Source organism: Kitasatospora sp. NPDC127116 (genome assembly GCF_042677365.1).
Lineage (GTDB): Bacteria > Actinomycetota > Actinomycetes > Streptomycetales > Streptomycetaceae > Kitasatospora > Kitasatospora lactacystinica.
The window spans coordinates 28,866-44,216 of record NZ_JBHXTL010000027.1 but is presented as its reverse complement, the minus strand read 5'-3'; the positions used below and the strand labels follow the sequence as shown (position 1 = coordinate 44,216).

The window sequence follows — 15,351 nt, the reverse complement described above, 5'->3', positions numbered from 1 at the left end:
GGTCAGATTCCGATCTGGAAGTCGGCGGTCCAGGACTGCAGCTGGCTCATCATCGAGTCCCAGATCCCGGTGACGAGCAGCAGACCGACCGCGACGAGCATGCCGCCGCCGATCCTCATGACGAGCGGGTAGTGCCGCTTGACCCAGCCGAAGGCGCCCAGCGCCCGGCGGAAGGCCACCGCGGCCAGGATGAACGGTACGCCGAGGCCCAGGCAGTAGAAGGTGGTCAGCAGCGCGCCACGCTGGGCGTCGGCCTGGTTGAGGGCCAGGTTCTGCACGGCGGTCAGGGTCGGGCCCATGCACGGGGTCCAGCCGACGCCGAACACCACCCCGAGCATCGGGGCGCCCAGCAGGCCGACCGCCGGGCGGCGGTGGGAGCGGACCTCGCGCATGCTCAGCCCGGGCACCAGGCCCATGAACGCCAGGCCCATCACCACGGTGAGCGAGCCCAGCACGATGCTGATGATCCGCTTGTAGTCCTGGAGCTCCTGGCCGAAGTAGCCGAACAGGGCGCCGGTGGAGACGAACACCGCGGTGAAGCCGAGGATGAACAGCACCACGCCGAGCAGCATCCGGCCGCGCCGCGAACCGCGGGCGTCCGCGAGGTCGGCGGCGGAGAAGCCGGTCACGTACGACAGGTAGCCGGGGACCAGCGGCAGCACGCACGGCGAGAAGAACGACGCCAGCCCCGCCACCAGCGCGACCGGGGCGGCGGCCAGCAGCGCGCCGCTCTGGACGGTCGAGGTGGCGTCGGCGAGGTGCAGGGGCGGCAGACTCACTGCTTCTGCTCCGCCACCACCGGCTGGAGGATCGACTCCAGCGCGTCCTCGGTGGTGCCGCCGACGGCGCGGGCGGCCAGCTTGCCGTCCCGGTCGACGATCAGGGTGGTCGGGATGGACTGCGGGTTGAGGCTGCCCTTGGGGAACTTGAGCAGCTGGGTGCCGGCCGGGTCGAAGAGGCTCGGGTAGGTGACGCCCTGCTCCTGCTCGAAGCGGACGGCGTTCTGCTTCTCGGTGTCCCGGGTGTTGATGCCGAGGAACTGGACGCCCTGGTCCTTGTACTTCTCCGAGACGTTCTGGAGGCTCTTGGCCTCGGCCCGGCACGGGCCGCACCAGGAGCCCCAGACGTTCAGCACGACGACCTTGCCCCGGTAGTCGGAGAGCTTGGCCGCGGTGCCCTCCAGCGTCTCGCCGGAGATGTCCGGCGCGTCCCCGCGCTTGCCGGCCTCCGCCTTCGACAGGTTGGTGCCCTTGACCGTGACGAAGCCGACCTGGCCCTCGCCGCCGCCCGACGAGCCCGAGGAGGAGCAGCCGGTGAGGGCGAGCGCAGCGGCGGCGACGGTGGCGGCGGCTGCTGCGGCGACACGGGGACGGGGGCGCGTCATGGCAGACATGTGAAAAGTTTCGCATGGAGTTCCGGGCCGGTTCGCCGGGGTCCTGCCTTGCGCGTCGCACCCCCTCTGACCTGCGACGAAATCGGGTCACCCGGCATCTGCCAGGTGACCCGAAGTCATACTTACACGCCGCTTACGGAGGCGGGGCGGCGAAGGTGCGGAGGCTAGGCGCCGAAGCTCTTGCCCACCGGCTTGTCGCCCTTGCGGCCCTTGCCCACCAGGTGCGCGGGCAGCAGGTCGCGGGCCGGCTCGCGGTAGCCGACCGAGACGATCCGGTCGCCCTCGAAGGTGAAGCTGGTCAGCGAGGCCAGCGAGCACTGCCGGTTGCGCGGGTCGTGCCAGAGCCGGCGGCGCTCCACGAAGGAGCGCAGGGTCCAGATCGGCAGCTGGTGGCTGACGCAGACCGCCTCGTGCCCGCGCGCGGCGTCCCGGGCGGCGCCGAGCGCGCCCATCATCCGCACCGCCTGGTCGAGGTACGGCTCGCCCCACGAGGGCTTGAACGGGTTGGTGAGGTACTTCCAGTAGCCCGGGTTCCGCAGCGACCCGTCGCCGACCCCGAAGGTCTTGCCCTCGAAGACGTTCTCCGCCTCGATCAGCCGCCCGTCCGCCGCGACGTCCAGGCCGTGCGCCTCGGCGATCGGCGCGGCGGTCTCCTGGGCCCGCTCCAGCGGGGAGGCCACCACGTGGGTGATGTCCCGGCCGGCCAGGTCCTCGGCGACCCGCTCGGCCATCTTCCGGCCCAGCTCGGACAGGTGGTAGTCCGGCAGGCGCCCGTACAGGACGCCCTCCGGGTTGTGCACCTCGCCGTGCCGCATCACGTGGACGACGGTGATCTCTTTGGCGCTCACTTCTCGACTACTCCTGGGAATCGGGTTCGGGCCGCGACGGGTCAGGCCGTGGCGGCGGCAGCGGCGCGCGCGGCGGCCGGCAGGGCGGCGGCGATCCGCTCGATCGCCCGCTCGTCGTGGGCCGCCGAGACGAACCAGGACTCGAAGGCGGACGGCGGCAGGTAGACGCCCGCGGCCAGCATCGCGTGGAAGAAGGCGGTGAAACGGTACGCCTCCTGGGTCCTGGCCTCGTCGTAGTCGGTGACCGGGGCCTCGGTGAAGAACACCGAGAACATGTTCCCGGCGGTCTGCAGCCGGTGGGCCACGCCCTCCTTGGCGAGCGCGTCGGTGACCAGGCCGGAGACCTCGGCGGCGACCTTGTCCACCGTGGCGTACACCTCGTCGGTGCAGCCGCGCAGCTGGGCCAGGCCGGCCGCGGTGGCGATCGGGTTCCCGGACAGGGTGCCCGCCTGGTAGACCGGGCCGGCCGGGGCCAGGTGCGCCATCACGTCGGCGCGGCCGCCGAAGGCCGCGGCCGGGAAGCCGCCGCCCATGACCTTGCCGAAGGTCAGCAGGTCCGGCGCCCAGCCCTCGTTCGCCGCCTCCAGGCCGTACCAGCCGGCCTTGGAGACGCGGAAGCCGGTCATCACCTCGTCGGAGATGAACAGCGCGCCGTTCTCGCGGCAGAGCCGGGCCAGGCCGCCGTTGAAGCCGGGCAGCGGCGGGACGACGCCCATGTTGCCGGGCGAGGCCTCGGTGATCACGCAGGCGATCTCGCCCGGGTGGGCGGCGAAGGCCTGCTCCACGGCGGCCAGGTCGTTGTACGGCAGCACGATGGTGTCGCCGGCCTGGGCGCCGGTGACGCCCGGGGTGTCCGGCAGGCCGAAGGTGGCCACGCCGGAACCGGCGGCGGCCAGCAGCGCGTCCACGTGACCGTGGTAGCAGCCGGCGAACTTGACCACCTTCGCCCGGCCGGTGAAGCCGCGGGCCAGCCGGATCGCGGACATGGTGGCCTCGGTGCCGGAGGAGACCAGGCGGACCTGCTCGACCGGGGCGACCCGGCCGACGATCTCCTCGGCCAGCTCGACCTCGCCCTGGCCGGGGGTGCCGAAGGAGGTGCCCTTGGAGACGGCCTGCTGGACGGCGTCGATCACCGCGGGGTGCGCGTGGCCGAGGATCATCGGACCCCACGAGCACACCAGGTCGACGTACTCGCGGCCGTCGGCGTCGGTCAGGTAGGGGCCGGTGCCGGACACCATGAAGCGCGGCGTGCCGCCGACCGCGCGGAAGGCGCGCACCGGGGAGTTGACGCCGCCGGGCGTCACCACGGAGGCGCGGTCGAACAGCGACTGGGACTGGGGGGCTTCGTAGGGGTAGCTCACAAAAGACATGGTCTCAAATCGTGTCCTCACGCTCTGCATGTCCGACCCGATCATCTGGAACGATGATCCGGGCACCGTTGTCTGTACGGTTGTCCGTACAGCAGGGGCCGCTGACTGCACCGGACCGGGGACCAGTCAGACTGTGTACACAGAGTGCACGGGCGTTCCGGTTTGTGTGCAGGGGTGTGGAGAGGACTGCCGCGTACCACGAGTGGGTACGGCGGCGCATGACGGGTAAGGAGCACGTCCGGTGGGCGCCGGATGTGCGGGGGTCTGTCGATTCCGGCGAATTCCGGTGAGGATGGTCCGAGTGTCCGAGGCGCAGGACGGCTACGACGAGGCTGCGGGGGGCTCCCGCAGGCCCGCCGAAACCGCACGCGGGGGTACGGGAGCGGGTACGGGTCGTGGTCGTCGCGGCGGTGAGAGGCGGGGTGAGGGACGCGTGGGGGTGACCTACAAGTACTTCGGGGCCCCGGACCGCGCGACCGCCGCCAGAGTCCCCACCGCCCTCGGCCCGGGCGGACTCGGCCTGGACGCCGGCGAGCTCGGCTCGCTGGGACGGCTCGGCGACCTGATGGAGACCAGTGGCTCCCCCACCGGCCACCTCTCCACCAAGATCAAGCCGGAGACGATGAGCGCCATGGTGCTCACCGGCATCCAGGGCGTGCCGCTGCACCAGGTGCCGCCGCTGGAACTGGTCGTGCTGCACCCCGACTACGCCGTCGTCCAGCTGCCCCACAACGTCGTCGAGCCGTTGCGCAAGGCCGACGAGACGGAGCTCGGCGCCGCCGCCTTCATCTGGTCCACCGTGCCGGACCGGCGCGGACCGCGGGACGCGTTCGTGATCTACAGCATGCTGCACGAGTGGCAGGACTTCGCCAACCGGCTGCACGAGGCCGGGCACCAGCTGTACTGCCTGGTCTGGCCGTGACGCCCGGCCCCGGCGCGCCGTTCGAACGCGGGCCGGGGCGGGGCGGGTTGGCGGACCGTCAGTTCTGACGCCCGGTCGGCCGCAGGACGGTGGCGGCGAGCAGCAGGGCCACCGCGAGCAGCCCGGCGGCGACCGCGAAGGCGAGGCGGAAGCCGCCGGCCAGGGCGTCCGCGGCGGGGTGTCCGGCCGCGGCCAGGGCGGCGGTGCGGCCGCTCGCGAGGGTGCCGAGGACGGCGACCCCGAGCGCGCCGCCGACCTGCTGGGTGGTGTTGAACAGGCCGGAGGCGGTGCCCGCGTCCTGCGGTCCGGCGCCCGACATGCCGAGGACCGCGAGCGTGGACAGCACCAGGCCGCCGCCCGCGATCAGCAGCATGGTCGGCAGCAGGTGGACGACGTAGTCGGCGTCGGCGGGCAGCCGGACCAGCAGTGCGAGCGCGGCGAGCAGCATGGCGAGCCCCGCGAGCAGCACGGCGCGCTCGCCGAACCGGGCGCTCAGCCGGGCCGAGAGCAGCAGCGACACCGCGCCGATGGCGGCCGCCGCCGGCAGCATCGCCAGGCCGGTGGCGGCGGCGCCGTAGCCGAGGACCTGCTGCAGGTAGAGCGCGACCATGATCTGGAAGCCGAACATCCCGGAGATGGTCAGCACCTGCACGGCGTTGGCGCCGGAGACGTTGCGCGAGCGGAACATCCGCAGCGGGAGCAGGGGTTGGGCGGCCCGGGCCTGCCGGAGCAGGAAGCCGGCCAGCAGCGCGAGCGAGAGCGCGCCGAGGCCCAGGGTGCGGGCCGAGGTCCAGCCGTGCTGGCCGGTGCCGACGATGGTGTAGATGCCGAGCATCAGGGCGGCGGTGATCAGCACGGCGCCGAGCACGTCGGCGCCGGCCCGCAGGCCGGGGCCGCGGTCGGACTCCAGCAGCCGCAGGGAGAGCAGGACGGCGGCCAGGCCGAGCGGCAGGTTGATCAGGAAGATCCAGTGCCAGTTGAGGGCCTGGGTGAGCACCCCGCCGAGGACCTGGCCGATCGAGGCGCCGGCCGCGCCGACGAAGCTGAACGCGCCGATCGCCCGGCCGCGCTCGGCCGGCTCGGGGAAGAGCGTGACGATCATGCCGAGGCTGACGGCGGAGGCCATCGCGCCGCCGACGCCCTGGAGGAAGCGGGCGGCGATCAGCGCCTGCTGCCCGGTGGCGACGGCGCAGAGCAGCGAGGCGGCGGTGAAGAGGGTGAGCCCGGCGACGAACATCCGCCTGCGGCCGATCAGGTCGCCGAGCCGGCCGGCCAGCAGGAGCAGGCCGCCGAAGGCGATCAGGTAGGCGTTGACCGTCCAGGTGAGTCCGGCGGGCGAGAAGTGCAGGTCGCCCTGGATCGCGGGCAGCGCCACGGTGACGATCGAGCCGTCCAGGACGATCATCAGCATTCCCGCGCAGAGCACCGCGAGCGCGAGGGTGCGGGAGCGGGCGGTGGCGGGGGCTGCGGAGGCCGGCGTGGGCGCGGCCGGGGCGTGCGTGGTCATGGCGGTTCTCCCGGTTCGTCGAGTACCGGGTAGGACGCTATCAGATCGTTTTGTTCGGGACTATCTATCTCGGGAGCAGCTTGGGGTCGGGGCGGTCAGCCCCGGGAGCGGCGGGCACGGCGGACGGTGCGCTCGACCTCGACCGGTTCCGCGAGGTGGCCCTCCACCAGGCGGGTCAGGGCCGAGACGAACACCTCGCGCTCCGGCTGCGGCAGCGCCTCCAGCAGCTCGCGGTGCACCCGGTCGGCGATCGCGGTGCCCTGCACCACGGCCCGCTCGCCCGCCTCGGTGACCGAGACGATCCGGGCCCGCCGGTCGGTCGCGGACGGGCGGCGCTCGGCCAGGCCCGCCTTCTCCAGCTCGTCGACGGTGACCACCATGGTCGTCTTGTCCAGGTCCGCCAGCTCGGCCAGCTGGATCTGGGTGCGTTCGGACTCCTGCGCGTGGAACAGCACGCAGTAGGCGCGCGGGGTGATCCCGAGCTCGGTGAAGGCGGCCGCCATCCGGGTGGCCAGCACGTGGCTCGCGTGGTCCATCAGCCCGGAGATGTCGCGGATCTGGCGCACGGGCGGCGGGGTCGTCGTCATACGTCCGAGGTTAGCAACGGCCCGTCTGCTCCCGGATGATCCCGTAGCCAACCAACGCCGGGTCTACGGGATGCCCAACTCGAACAGCGCATAGCCCCCGTACCAGCCCGCCGCGAGGACGGGCATCGCCAGCAGCCAGGCCAGCGAGGAGAGCCGCACCCGGCGCAGCGCCACCGCCAGGCCGATGCAGAGCGGGAAGGCGGGCAGCAGGTAGCGCGAGATGTTGCCGAAGATCTGGTTGGTGCTCAGCGCGGTGAAGATGGTGAGCCCGGTGTAGACCCACAGCACCAGCGGCGGCCGGGTGCGCCACAGCAGCAGCACCAGCCCGGGCAGCGCGATCAGCAGGCCGATCGCGATCAGGTCCGGGACGGGATTGGCCTGCCAGTAGGTCCAGTGGCCGGTGATCACGTCCCTGATCGTGCGCAGGGTGGAGGAGCCGCCGTCGAAGTAGCGGTTCCAGGCGCCCTGCTGGAGCTTGAAGTAGCCGCCCCAGTCGCCCATCTTCCAGCCGACCCAGGCGACGTAGCCGAGCAGGCCCCACGGCGTGATCAGCATCGCGGTCAGCGGACGGGCCACCCCGTCGGTGCGGCGGACCAGCGCGACCAGCGCGGCGATCGAGACGGCGGCGATCAGCACGGCGGCGGTCGGCCGGTTGAGGCCCGCCACCAGCGTCAGCACACCGGCCGCGAGCCAGCGGCGGGTCATCACGCAGTAGCAGGCCCAGGCGGACAGCGCGACGAACAGCGAGTCCGAGTAGACCGCCCACTCCACGCCGGAGCCCGGGAACAGGCCCCAGAGCACCGCCGCGATCACGCCCGCCCGGAAGCCGCCGAGCCGCTCGGCGATCGCGAAGATCCCGGCCGCCGCGACCAGCGAGGCCAGCACCGAGACGACGATCCCGGAGCCGTACGGGCCGAGCCCGGTGACCGCGCCGACCAGCCGCATCAGCCAGGGGTAGAGCGGGAAGAAGGCGGCCGAGTTCTCGTAGTAGGTCGCCAGCGGGAAGCCGTGCAGCGGGATCAGCTGCGGGTTGTACCCGTTCTCGGCGATCCGCTGGTACCAGACGCCGTCCCAGGTGCCCAGCACGTCCCAGGGCTTGGCAGCGCCCCCGCGGCCCGGCTGCTTGGTCAGGTAGTCGCCGGTGTGCGAGAGCAGCAGCATGAAGACGGTCACGCCGATGGCCTTGACCGCCGCGTACGCGCCCAGTGCGGGCCCGAAGCGGTCCACCAGCGCCCCGAACCGGCCGGGCTCCCGGCCGGTCCGTTCCTCGGGGGTCTCCGCCGACTCCGCTGCGGGCGCCGCGGGCGCTCCGGACTGGGTGCTGGACGACTCAGTGCTCGATGCCGTGCTCATCTGGTCTGGGTACTCCCCGCCCCGCTCGTGGTCCGCGCGGCTCCGGCGCAACGATTTTCCCGTGAGCCTACGGCACGCCCCCGAACCGAGGCCCCCTGGTGCCCCCGGAGCCCTGTCCGGCGCCGTGCCACCCGTGCCGAAGACCAGGCCGTCGCCGCCCGGTCGGGGGCGGCGACGGCCTGGGCGCGTGCGGGTGGATCAGCCGTGGACGTAGACGATGCCGAGCTTGGTGAGCTGCCAGAGCTGGTTGGCGGCGCCGGTGTCGGTGGCGAGTTCGACGTACGGGTTGCCCTTGGCGTCGAGGGTGCTGCCGGCAGCCAGGACCTTGCTGCGGTCCTGGGAGTCGGCGATCTTGTAGCGGCCGTCGCCGGCCGGCGTGAACACCCAGTGCTGGTTGCCGCCGCCGTTGCAGCCCCACTGCTGGATCCGGGTGCCGGGGGCGGTGGAGCCGGCGTTGGCGTCCAGGCACATGTTCCGGTTGCCGCTGAAGTCGAGCTCGTAGCTGCCGCCCGCCTTGGCCTCCAGGACGAAGGACTGGTTGAGCCCGCCGGTAGCCGGATAGGTGATCGCGGGCCGCCCGTTGGTGGAGTCGCCGTAGCTGCCGCCGCCGGTGAGGTCGAGCGCGTTGCCGCTGGCGGCGTTGGTCAGCTGGTACCAGGCGCCGTCCTCGGGGACGTCCCCGAACGGCTGTCCGGGCGTGAGCGGCTGGATCGAGGTGGTGTTCTGCTGGTTGAGCGTGCAGTACGCCTGCGCCAGCTCGGTCCGGGCGTAGAACTGGCCGAGGCAGACGCCCTCGCCGCGGTAGCCGGCCACCCGCAGGTGGTACGACTGGCGGATCATGTTCATGCACAGCCCGGGGATGCCGATCTGCGAGTCGCAGCCGTTGCGCGCCCACTCGGAGAGGTTGATGACGTCCCCGTTGGAGTACTCGTACGGGGAGGACGTCCACTCCGCGCAGACCTCGTGCCCGAAGGCGACCCGCCGCTGGTCCAGGTACCGGACGCCGGGCACCTGCTCGACCGCGCCGCGCAGCGCGTCACTGAGTGTCGGCACCACCCAGTTGTGGCCCCAGGCGAGGTCCTCGGGGAAGGCCGGGCAGCCGTCGGCGATCTTGCCGAGGTAGTCGTTGCGCCGGATGTCCGGGGTGATCGGGTTGAAGTACGACTGGTAGACCAGCTGGTACGAGGAGTCGGCGTAGCCGGCCCTGCGCATGGTCTGACGGATGTTCTGGAGCGCGGCGACCACCTTGGGCTGGACGCCCTTGGCGCGCCGGCGGATCTCGTCGCTGCCGATGGTGTCCCGGCAGCCCTGGTCCTTGGGGATCGGGAAGTACTGCGCCAGGCAGTGCATCATGATCCCGCTGAAGTCGAAGTCGTCGTTGGCGCCGATGGTGACGACGACCATCCTGACGTCGTACTTGGCCGCCGTGTCCGCCAGTTTGACGTCCTGCTTGGGCTCGCCGAAGTCGCCGCTGCCGGGGCCGGTGACCTTGGCCAGTTCCGGGTCGCTGACCAGGTCGCCGGTCTGGGCGCCGGAGCAGGCCAGGTCGATCGGGGTGACCCCGGGGATGTCGGTGACGAAGATCTCCGACTTGGGGTGGCGGTGGCAGTAGTTGGTGGGGCTGTCCGTCTCCGGGAAGTAGCCGTCGTTGGTGTCGGTGCCGGCGCCCTCCCCGGAGATGGCGCTGTCGCCGAGGGCGACGATCGCGGCCGGACGGGTGGCCGCGGGCGCGGCCGGGGCGGGGTCGGCCAGGGCGGCGGGGGCGCCGGTCAGGCCGAGGGTGGCGAGGAGGGCTCCGGTGGCGAGCAGTGCGGCGCACCGGGACGCACCCGTACGCGTTCGCCGTGCCGCCGGCAGGGGTGACCTGATCACACGCGACTCCTTGCGGGGGTGGGGGACCGCCCTGGCGGGGAGCCGAGCGGTGCGGAGCAAGAGAGGAGCAGGAAAGGTGAGCAGGTCTCGCATTCTAGGTACTGACAAGTAACGCAACAAGACTCGTGACACCGCCGGGAACCGACGGATCGACACGCTCCCGGCACAACGAAGAGCCGCCGCCCCGCGCCCCAGGAGGGAGGCGCGGAACGGCGGCTCGTACCGGCCGAACCGGGTGCGGGCTCAGCCCACGTTGGCGCACTTGTTGCCGAACGCCGGGTTCAGCAGGCCGATGATGTCGATGGTGTTGCCGCACAGGTTGATCGGCACGTGCACCGGGACCTGGATCTGGTTGCCGGAGACGACACCGGGGGAACCGGCGGCGACGCCCTGGGCGCCGGAGCTGGCCATCGCGGAACCGGCGCCGGTGGCCACGATGCCCACCACGGCCGCGCCGACGGCGGCGGTCTTCTTGATGCTCATACGAGCCTCCTGACTGTTCGACAGATATGCACGGGGAGTGCGACATCTAGAACGAGACCCCACCGGACCGGTTGCGACGGTCCCGGCACTGTCACCCATCCGGCGCAACGGCGCCGCGGACCGGGCATTCGGGTGATCGGAGGGTCGGACCGTTTCCCCCCGCGCGGTGCCTCGTTCTCCCTCACGGAACCCGGTCTCCACCGGCCCCCGCGCGGCGGGCCTCCCAGAACCCGGCGTCCGGCAACCCGTGCCGGAACGCCCGACCGGAATTCCACCTGGTCGCGCCTTTGTCCGAAGCCTTTCCCGGCCGTGCGGGAATCGTTCCGGAAGGCACCGCGACCCGGCAGTCACGGCCACGCCCGAGCCATGGGCGGAACACGCCGATATGCGCCGACCGAGTGACAATCACGGCAATCCCTGAAGCCTTCGGGTGAGTATTCGCGCTCGCCCGACTCCCGACATTCCCATTCCGTCGGGCAGAAATCGGAGGAATGACATGCGCAACTTCAAGAAGGCCGCCGTCCTGTCCCTGGCCGCCAGCGGCCTGGTGCTCGGTGCCGCCGGCGGTGCGGTCGCCAGCTCGGGCGCCGAGGGCGTCGCCGCCGGTTCCCCCGGCGTGCTCTCCGGCAACCAGATCCAGATCCCGCTGCACATCCCGATCAACCTGTGCGGCAACAGCATCGACATCATCGGCCTGCTGAACCCGGCCTTCGGCAACCAGTGCGCCAACATCGGCTGAACCCGCGGTCGCCGCACCGGCGACAGCCGATTCACCGAGCCCGTGCCGCGCCCCGCAGCGCCGGGGCGCGGCACGCTCCACCCGTGTGTGATCGAGGAGATCAACCCCCCATGCAGAACATGAAGAAGGCCGCCGTCCTCTCCGCCGCCGCTGCCGGCCTGGTGCTGGGCGCGGCGGGCTCCGCCGCCGCCAGCGCGGGCGCCGAGGGCGCGGCCGTCGGTTCCCCCGGCGTCATCTCCGGCAACCAGATCCAGGTCCCGGTGCACGTTCCGGTCAACCTGTGCGGCAACTCCATCAACATCGTCGGCCTGCTGAACCCGGCCTTCGGCAACGCCTGCGCCAACGTGGAGCTGCCCCCGCCGCCCGCGGACGACTGCTGATCCCCGATCGGCACGTGTTCCGGCCGTCCTGCCCCCCGACCAGTCGGCCGGGGGGCAGTTCGGCGTCCCCGGACAGCCGTCCGGGATCCCCGATCCACCGAAGGGTGATCACGATGGTTTCGAAGAAGAACGCGGCCGGACTGGCCGCCGCCGTGGGTGCCGCGGTGCTGCTCGGCGCCGGTTCGGCGCAGGCCGCCACCGCCCCGGGCGAGGCCCCGGCCGGCCCGGCCACGCTGACCAAGACCGACCTCGGCCAGGCGCTGGGCGGGACCACCACCGGCCTCGGCTACGGCATCGCGCCGATCAAGAGCCTGCGGCTGGACCCGTGGGCGAACTCCTCGGCCGACTTCCTCAACAACGGCGCGGCCCTCCAGCCCGACCAGGGCCTGCCCGCCGTCGGCACCGGGACGCTGACCGGCCCGCTGAGCGCCGGCGGCGGCGTCAAGGACCTCCCGCTGGTCGGCGGGCTGACCGGCCTCCTGCCGGGCTGAGCCCCCGGGCGCGCGGGAGCCCGGCACCCCGGCCGCGTGGCCTGGGTGCCGGGCTCCCGTCCCCGGGCGCGGCGCCCGGGTCGGAGCCGACTCAGAGCTGGGTCAGGCCCGTCAGCCCGGTCGTCTGCACCACGCCGGTGGCGGTCCCGGTGGTGGTCCCGGCCAGGGCGGCCGCCGTGTCGGTGAGGGAGAGCCGGCTGTCCTCGCCCCCGAGGCTGGCCTTGGCCCCGGGAACCACCTGCACCGCGCCGGAGACCAGGCGCGGGTCGATCTCGTCCACCTTCAGCCGGCCGTCGGCGAGCTGGCCGGCGCCGTCCTGGGCGAGCGAGAGCGGCTTGCCGAGGGTGAGCCCCGGGGTCCTGGCGTGCAGCGGCGCGGCCGGGGCGTCCAGCAGCACCTTGCCGAGGTCGGCGCCCTGGTCGACCAGCGGGAGCGGCAGATCGGCCTTGGCGCTCGGGCCGACCTTGCCGGTGGTCAGCTGGGGGAGGATCTGCTCCGGGAGCAGCGCGCCGCCGCCGCTGGTGGTCCGGTCGGGCGCCGGCGGCATCACCAGCGAGGTCGGGATGCCGGCCGTGAGCCGGCTGCCCAGCGGGGCGAGCGGGATGTCCGCCGGGACCTGCTGGGTGGCCAGCGCGTCCTCCAGCGCGCCGACCTGGTCGGGGCCGATCGGGGTGGCGGCGCCGGCCGCTCCTTGGGAGGCGAGCACACCGGCACCGACCGCCAGCAGCATCGCGCCGGCCCGCTGGGAGAACTTCATGCTTTTCACCGTTCTGCTGTCCGTACTGGGGATCATTGGGAAGGGCTGCGGGGCCGCAACCGGAAAGCGATCTGCTCAACGAGTGACCGGGAGTGCGGATTGCGGCCGTTAACCGGTTCGGAGTAATAATCCGATCGGATTCCCCCCGCCGTCGCGCCTCCGGGACTCTTTTCAAGAATCCCCGTAACCTTCCGTGCCGTCGTTCTTTGATCTGGACGTCAGTGACTGCAGACCGGGTCTGAGCGTTCTCAGCGTTGTACGCACGGAATCCAAAGAGCATTTCAGAGAGGGATCTCGCCATGATCCAGAAGTCCTTCGCCGCCGCCGGCCTGGCCGTCGCCGCGCTGGCCGGTGCCGCCGCGCCCGCCTCCGCCATCGGTGACGCGGACGGCGCCGCCGCCTCCATCGAAGGCAACGGCGGTACCAACTTCACGGGCACGGTCGGGAACAACAGCCCGAACTTCCACTTCCTGGACAACCCGAACATCTGCCTGCCGGAGATCCACAACATCGCGGTCGGCGTGCTCGGCGTGGCCGTCCCGGTCGAGGTCCCGATCGCCAACAACGGCGGCAGGCAGTACTGCACCGTCGGCCAGGGAACCCAGAGCCAGGGCGACGGCGGCGTGTCCCACCTGATCGGCTGATCGGTCGCCGCTCCGTTCTCCCTGCACCACCCTCCGATCCACCTACGAATCGCTCCCCGATTCACCCCGAGAGGAAAACCAGAGATGATCAAGAAGTCCCTCGCCGCCGCCGGCCTGGCCGCCGCCGCCTTCGCGATGTCCGCCGGCTCGGCCTCCGCCATCGTCGACTCGGACGGCGCCGCCACCTCCGTCCAGGGCAACGGCGGCACCAACCACACCGGCACCGCCGGCAACGGCAGCCCGAACAGCCACGTTCTGGACAACCCGAACATCTGCCTGCCGGAGATCCACAACGTCGCCGTCGCCGTCATCGGCATCGCGGTCCCGGTCGAGGTCCCGGTCCTGAACAACCAGCCGAAGCAGATCTGCAACGTCGGCCAGAACACCCAGTCCACGGGCGACGCGGGTGTCTCGCACCTGATCGGCTGATCAAGGGGCACAGCACGGTCGGAGGGCCCGGGGAGGATCACCTCCCCGGGCCCTCCGGGCTGTGCGGGCGAAGTGTCCGGCCGGCCGCGCCGCAGCGCGGTCCGGACGGGTGAGCGGCGGGCCGGTCCGGCGCGTGGATCGCCGATCAGGACCGCCGGTTGTGATCACGTGTCAGAGCGCCCGCGGGGCGCTCCCAGAGAGAGGGCAGTTCCATGAAGAGCAAGCTGGCCAAGGCCGCCCTGACCGCCGCCGCCGCACTGGCGCTCGCGGGTGCCGCCACCCCGGCCTTCGCCCACGTCGGCCTGGCCGGCGGCGGCGAGTTCGTCGCCTCCGCCGACCAGCCGTTCGTGGCCGGCGGGGGCTTCGGCGTCGCCCACGCCGGTGACGTCGTCGCCGGAGGCTTCGGCGGCGGTGCCGCCACCTCCACCGACGTGATCGGCGGCGGCGCGGGCTTCGCGCACGCCGGCGACGTGGGCATCTGAGTCCACGGCCTGACGGAAACCCGGAAGGCCGGGTCGCTCCCCCACGGGAGCGGCCCGGCCTTCCGCCGTACGGGGTCCGCTACTTGAGCATCGCGGCGGCTTCGAGGGCCCAGTAGGTGAGGATCTGCTCGGCGCCCGCGCGGCGGATCGAGGTGAGCGTCTCCATGATCATCCGCTCCCGGTCGATCCAGCCGTTCGCGGCGGCCGCCTCGACCATCGCGTACTCGCCGGACACCTGGTACGCGGAGACCGGCACCGGGGAGGCGTCGGCGACCTGGCGCAGGATGTCCAGGTAGGCCATGGCCGGCTTGACCATCACCATGTCCGCGCCCTCGGCGAGGTCCTGCGCCAGCTCGCGCAGCGACTCGCGGGCGTTGGCCGGGTCCTGCTGGTAGGTCTTGCGGTCGCCCTTGAGCGAGGAGCCGACGGCCTCGCGGAACGGGCCGTAGAAGGCCGAGGCGTACTTGGCGGTGTAGGCGAGGATGCCCACGTCCTGGTGCCCGGCCTCGTCCAGCGCCCGCCGGATCACGGCGATCTGGCCGTCCATCATGCCGGACGGGCCGACCAGGTGGACGCCGGCGTCGGCCTGCACCCGGGCCATCTCGGCGTAGCGCTCCAGGGTGGCGTCGTTGTCGACGCTGCCGTCCGCGGCCAGCACGCCGCAGTGGCCGTGGTCCGTGTACTCGTCCAGGCAGAGGTCCGACATGACCACCAGGGAGTCGCCGACCTCGGAGACCACGTCCCGGATCGCCTGCTGGAGGATGCCGTCCGGGTTGGTGCCCTCGCTGCCGGTCGCGTCCTGCACCTGCGGGACGCCGAACAGCATGAGGCCGCCCAGGCCCGCCTCGGCCGCCTCCACCGCGGCCTTGCGCAGGGTGTCCCGGGTGTGCTGGACCACGCCCGGCATCGAACTCACCGGGACGGGCTCGCTGACGCCCTCGCGGACGAACAGCGGCAGGATCAGCTCCGCCGGGTGCAGCCGGGTCTCGGCCACCAGGCGGCGCATCGCCGGGCTCCGGCGCAGTCGGCGCGGGCGTACGTACGGGAATTCAGCGGACACGGCTTCTCTCTCCGAACGGTTGTGCAGTGCCGGG

Annotated in this window: 18 protein-coding genes; 7 read left to right on the top strand and 11 right to left on the bottom strand. The window is 72.3% G+C overall.

Going from position 1 to position 15,351, the window contains the following annotated elements:
* Positions 1 to 2 precede the first annotated feature (2 nt).
* The 4 genes from ACFVHV_RS13910 to hemL all read right to left on the bottom strand — a co-directional run bounded on the left by ACFVHV_RS13910 (position 3) and on the right by hemL (position 3,611).
* Complete coding sequence (locus ACFVHV_RS13910; protein ID WP_359902907.1) at positions 3 to 773, bottom strand: cytochrome c biogenesis protein CcdA; 771 nt, start codon at positions 771 to 773, stop codon at positions 3 to 5.
* Positions 774 to 775: 2 nt separating this feature from the next.
* Entirely contained in the window at positions 776 to 1,393 is a 618-nt protein-coding gene (locus ACFVHV_RS13905) for a TlpA disulfide reductase family protein (RefSeq protein WP_359902808.1), read from the bottom strand.
* A gap of 164 nt (positions 1,394 to 1,557) precedes the next feature.
* Positions 1,558 to 2,208: a histidine phosphatase family protein gene (locus ACFVHV_RS13900; protein WP_359902904.1), complete on the bottom strand. Its 651-nt coding sequence runs from the start codon at positions 2,206 to 2,208 to the stop codon at positions 1,558 to 1,560.
* A 74-nt stretch (positions 2,209 to 2,282) separates the two neighbouring features.
* Complete coding sequence (hemL, locus tag ACFVHV_RS13895; RefSeq protein ID WP_380351288.1) at positions 2,283 to 3,611, bottom strand: glutamate-1-semialdehyde 2,1-aminomutase; 1,329 nt, start codon at positions 3,609 to 3,611, stop codon at positions 2,283 to 2,285.
* Positions 3,612 to 4,050: 439 nt separating this feature from the next.
* Here hemL and ACFVHV_RS13890 point away from each other — a divergent pair, with 439 nt between their 5' ends.
* The gene (locus ACFVHV_RS13890; RefSeq protein ID WP_078589103.1) at positions 4,051 to 4,533 is read left to right on the top strand and encodes a hypothetical protein; all 483 of its coding nucleotides are present in this window, start codon (positions 4,051 to 4,053) and stop codon (positions 4,531 to 4,533) included.
* A 58-nt stretch (positions 4,534 to 4,591) separates the two neighbouring features.
* Here the strand turns inward: ACFVHV_RS13890 and ACFVHV_RS13885 are convergent, their stop codons facing one another.
* The 5 genes from ACFVHV_RS13885 to ACFVHV_RS13865 all read right to left on the bottom strand — a co-directional run bounded on the left by ACFVHV_RS13885 (position 4,592) and on the right by ACFVHV_RS13865 (position 10,335).
* Positions 4,592 to 6,040, bottom strand: a complete 1,449-nt coding sequence (locus ACFVHV_RS13885; protein WP_359902799.1) for a DHA2 family efflux MFS transporter permease subunit — start codon at positions 6,038 to 6,040, stop codon at positions 4,592 to 4,594.
* A gap of 95 nt (positions 6,041 to 6,135) precedes the next feature.
* Positions 6,136 to 6,627: a MarR family winged helix-turn-helix transcriptional regulator gene (locus ACFVHV_RS13880; RefSeq protein ID WP_359902797.1), complete on the bottom strand. Its 492-nt coding sequence runs from the start codon at positions 6,625 to 6,627 to the stop codon at positions 6,136 to 6,138.
* 63 nt (positions 6,628 to 6,690) lie between these two features.
* Positions 6,691 to 7,980 (bottom strand): glycosyltransferase family 39 protein, encoded by a 1,290-nt coding sequence (locus ACFVHV_RS13875; protein WP_380351286.1) that lies wholly within the window; start codon positions 7,978 to 7,980, stop codon positions 6,691 to 6,693.
* Between the two features lie 198 nt (positions 7,981 to 8,178).
* Positions 8,179 to 9,852, bottom strand: coding sequence for an RICIN domain-containing protein (locus ACFVHV_RS13870; protein WP_380351284.1), 1,674 nt, complete (start codon positions 9,850 to 9,852; stop codon positions 8,179 to 8,181).
* Positions 9,853 to 10,095: 243 nt separating this feature from the next.
* On the bottom strand, positions 10,096 to 10,335 hold the full coding sequence (locus tag ACFVHV_RS13865; protein WP_359902789.1) for a chaplin: 240 nt from the start codon (positions 10,333 to 10,335) through the stop codon (positions 10,096 to 10,098).
* 496 nt (positions 10,336 to 10,831) lie between these two features.
* On the opposite strand from ACFVHV_RS13865, the gene ACFVHV_RS13860 reads away from it, so the two are divergent.
* The 3 genes from ACFVHV_RS13860 to ACFVHV_RS13850 all read left to right on the top strand — a co-directional run bounded on the left by ACFVHV_RS13860 (position 10,832) and on the right by ACFVHV_RS13850 (position 11,945).
* Complete coding sequence (locus ACFVHV_RS13860; RefSeq protein WP_359902786.1) at positions 10,832 to 11,074, top strand: chaplin; 243 nt, start codon at positions 10,832 to 10,834, stop codon at positions 11,072 to 11,074.
* A 110-nt stretch (positions 11,075 to 11,184) separates the two neighbouring features.
* Positions 11,185 to 11,454: a chaplin gene (locus ACFVHV_RS13855; protein ID WP_359902783.1), complete on the top strand. Its 270-nt coding sequence runs from the start codon at positions 11,185 to 11,187 to the stop codon at positions 11,452 to 11,454.
* A gap of 113 nt (positions 11,455 to 11,567) precedes the next feature.
* On the top strand, positions 11,568 to 11,945 hold the full coding sequence (locus ACFVHV_RS13850) for a hypothetical protein (protein ID WP_380351282.1): 378 nt from the start codon (positions 11,568 to 11,570) through the stop codon (positions 11,943 to 11,945).
* A gap of 91 nt (positions 11,946 to 12,036) precedes the next feature.
* On the opposite strand, the gene ACFVHV_RS13845 is transcribed toward ACFVHV_RS13850, so the two are convergent.
* The gene (locus tag ACFVHV_RS13845; RefSeq protein ID WP_359902778.1) at positions 12,037 to 12,702 is read right to left on the bottom strand and encodes a hypothetical protein; all 666 of its coding nucleotides are present in this window, start codon (positions 12,700 to 12,702) and stop codon (positions 12,037 to 12,039) included.
* A gap of 299 nt (positions 12,703 to 13,001) precedes the next feature.
* On the opposite strand from ACFVHV_RS13845, the gene ACFVHV_RS13840 reads away from it, so the two are divergent.
* From ACFVHV_RS13840 to ACFVHV_RS13830, 3 genes are all read left to right on the top strand, one after another.
* The gene (locus ACFVHV_RS13840; protein WP_359902775.1) at positions 13,002 to 13,346 is read left to right on the top strand and encodes a rodlet layer protein; all 345 of its coding nucleotides are present in this window, start codon (positions 13,002 to 13,004) and stop codon (positions 13,344 to 13,346) included.
* An 84-nt stretch (positions 13,347 to 13,430) separates the two neighbouring features.
* Entirely contained in the window at positions 13,431 to 13,775 is a 345-nt protein-coding gene (locus ACFVHV_RS13835) for a rodlet layer protein (RefSeq protein WP_359902772.1), read from the top strand.
* A gap of 212 nt (positions 13,776 to 13,987) precedes the next feature.
* On the top strand, positions 13,988 to 14,257 hold the full coding sequence (locus ACFVHV_RS13830) for a hypothetical protein (RefSeq protein WP_359902770.1): 270 nt from the start codon (positions 13,988 to 13,990) through the stop codon (positions 14,255 to 14,257).
* Between the two features lie 79 nt (positions 14,258 to 14,336).
* On the opposite strand, the gene hemB is transcribed toward ACFVHV_RS13830, so the two are convergent.
* A complete protein-coding gene (gene hemB / locus ACFVHV_RS13825) occupies positions 14,337 to 15,317 on the bottom strand; it encodes a porphobilinogen synthase (RefSeq protein ID WP_359902767.1) in 981 nt (326 codons plus the stop codon).
* Between the last annotated feature and the right edge of the window lie 34 nt (positions 15,318 to 15,351).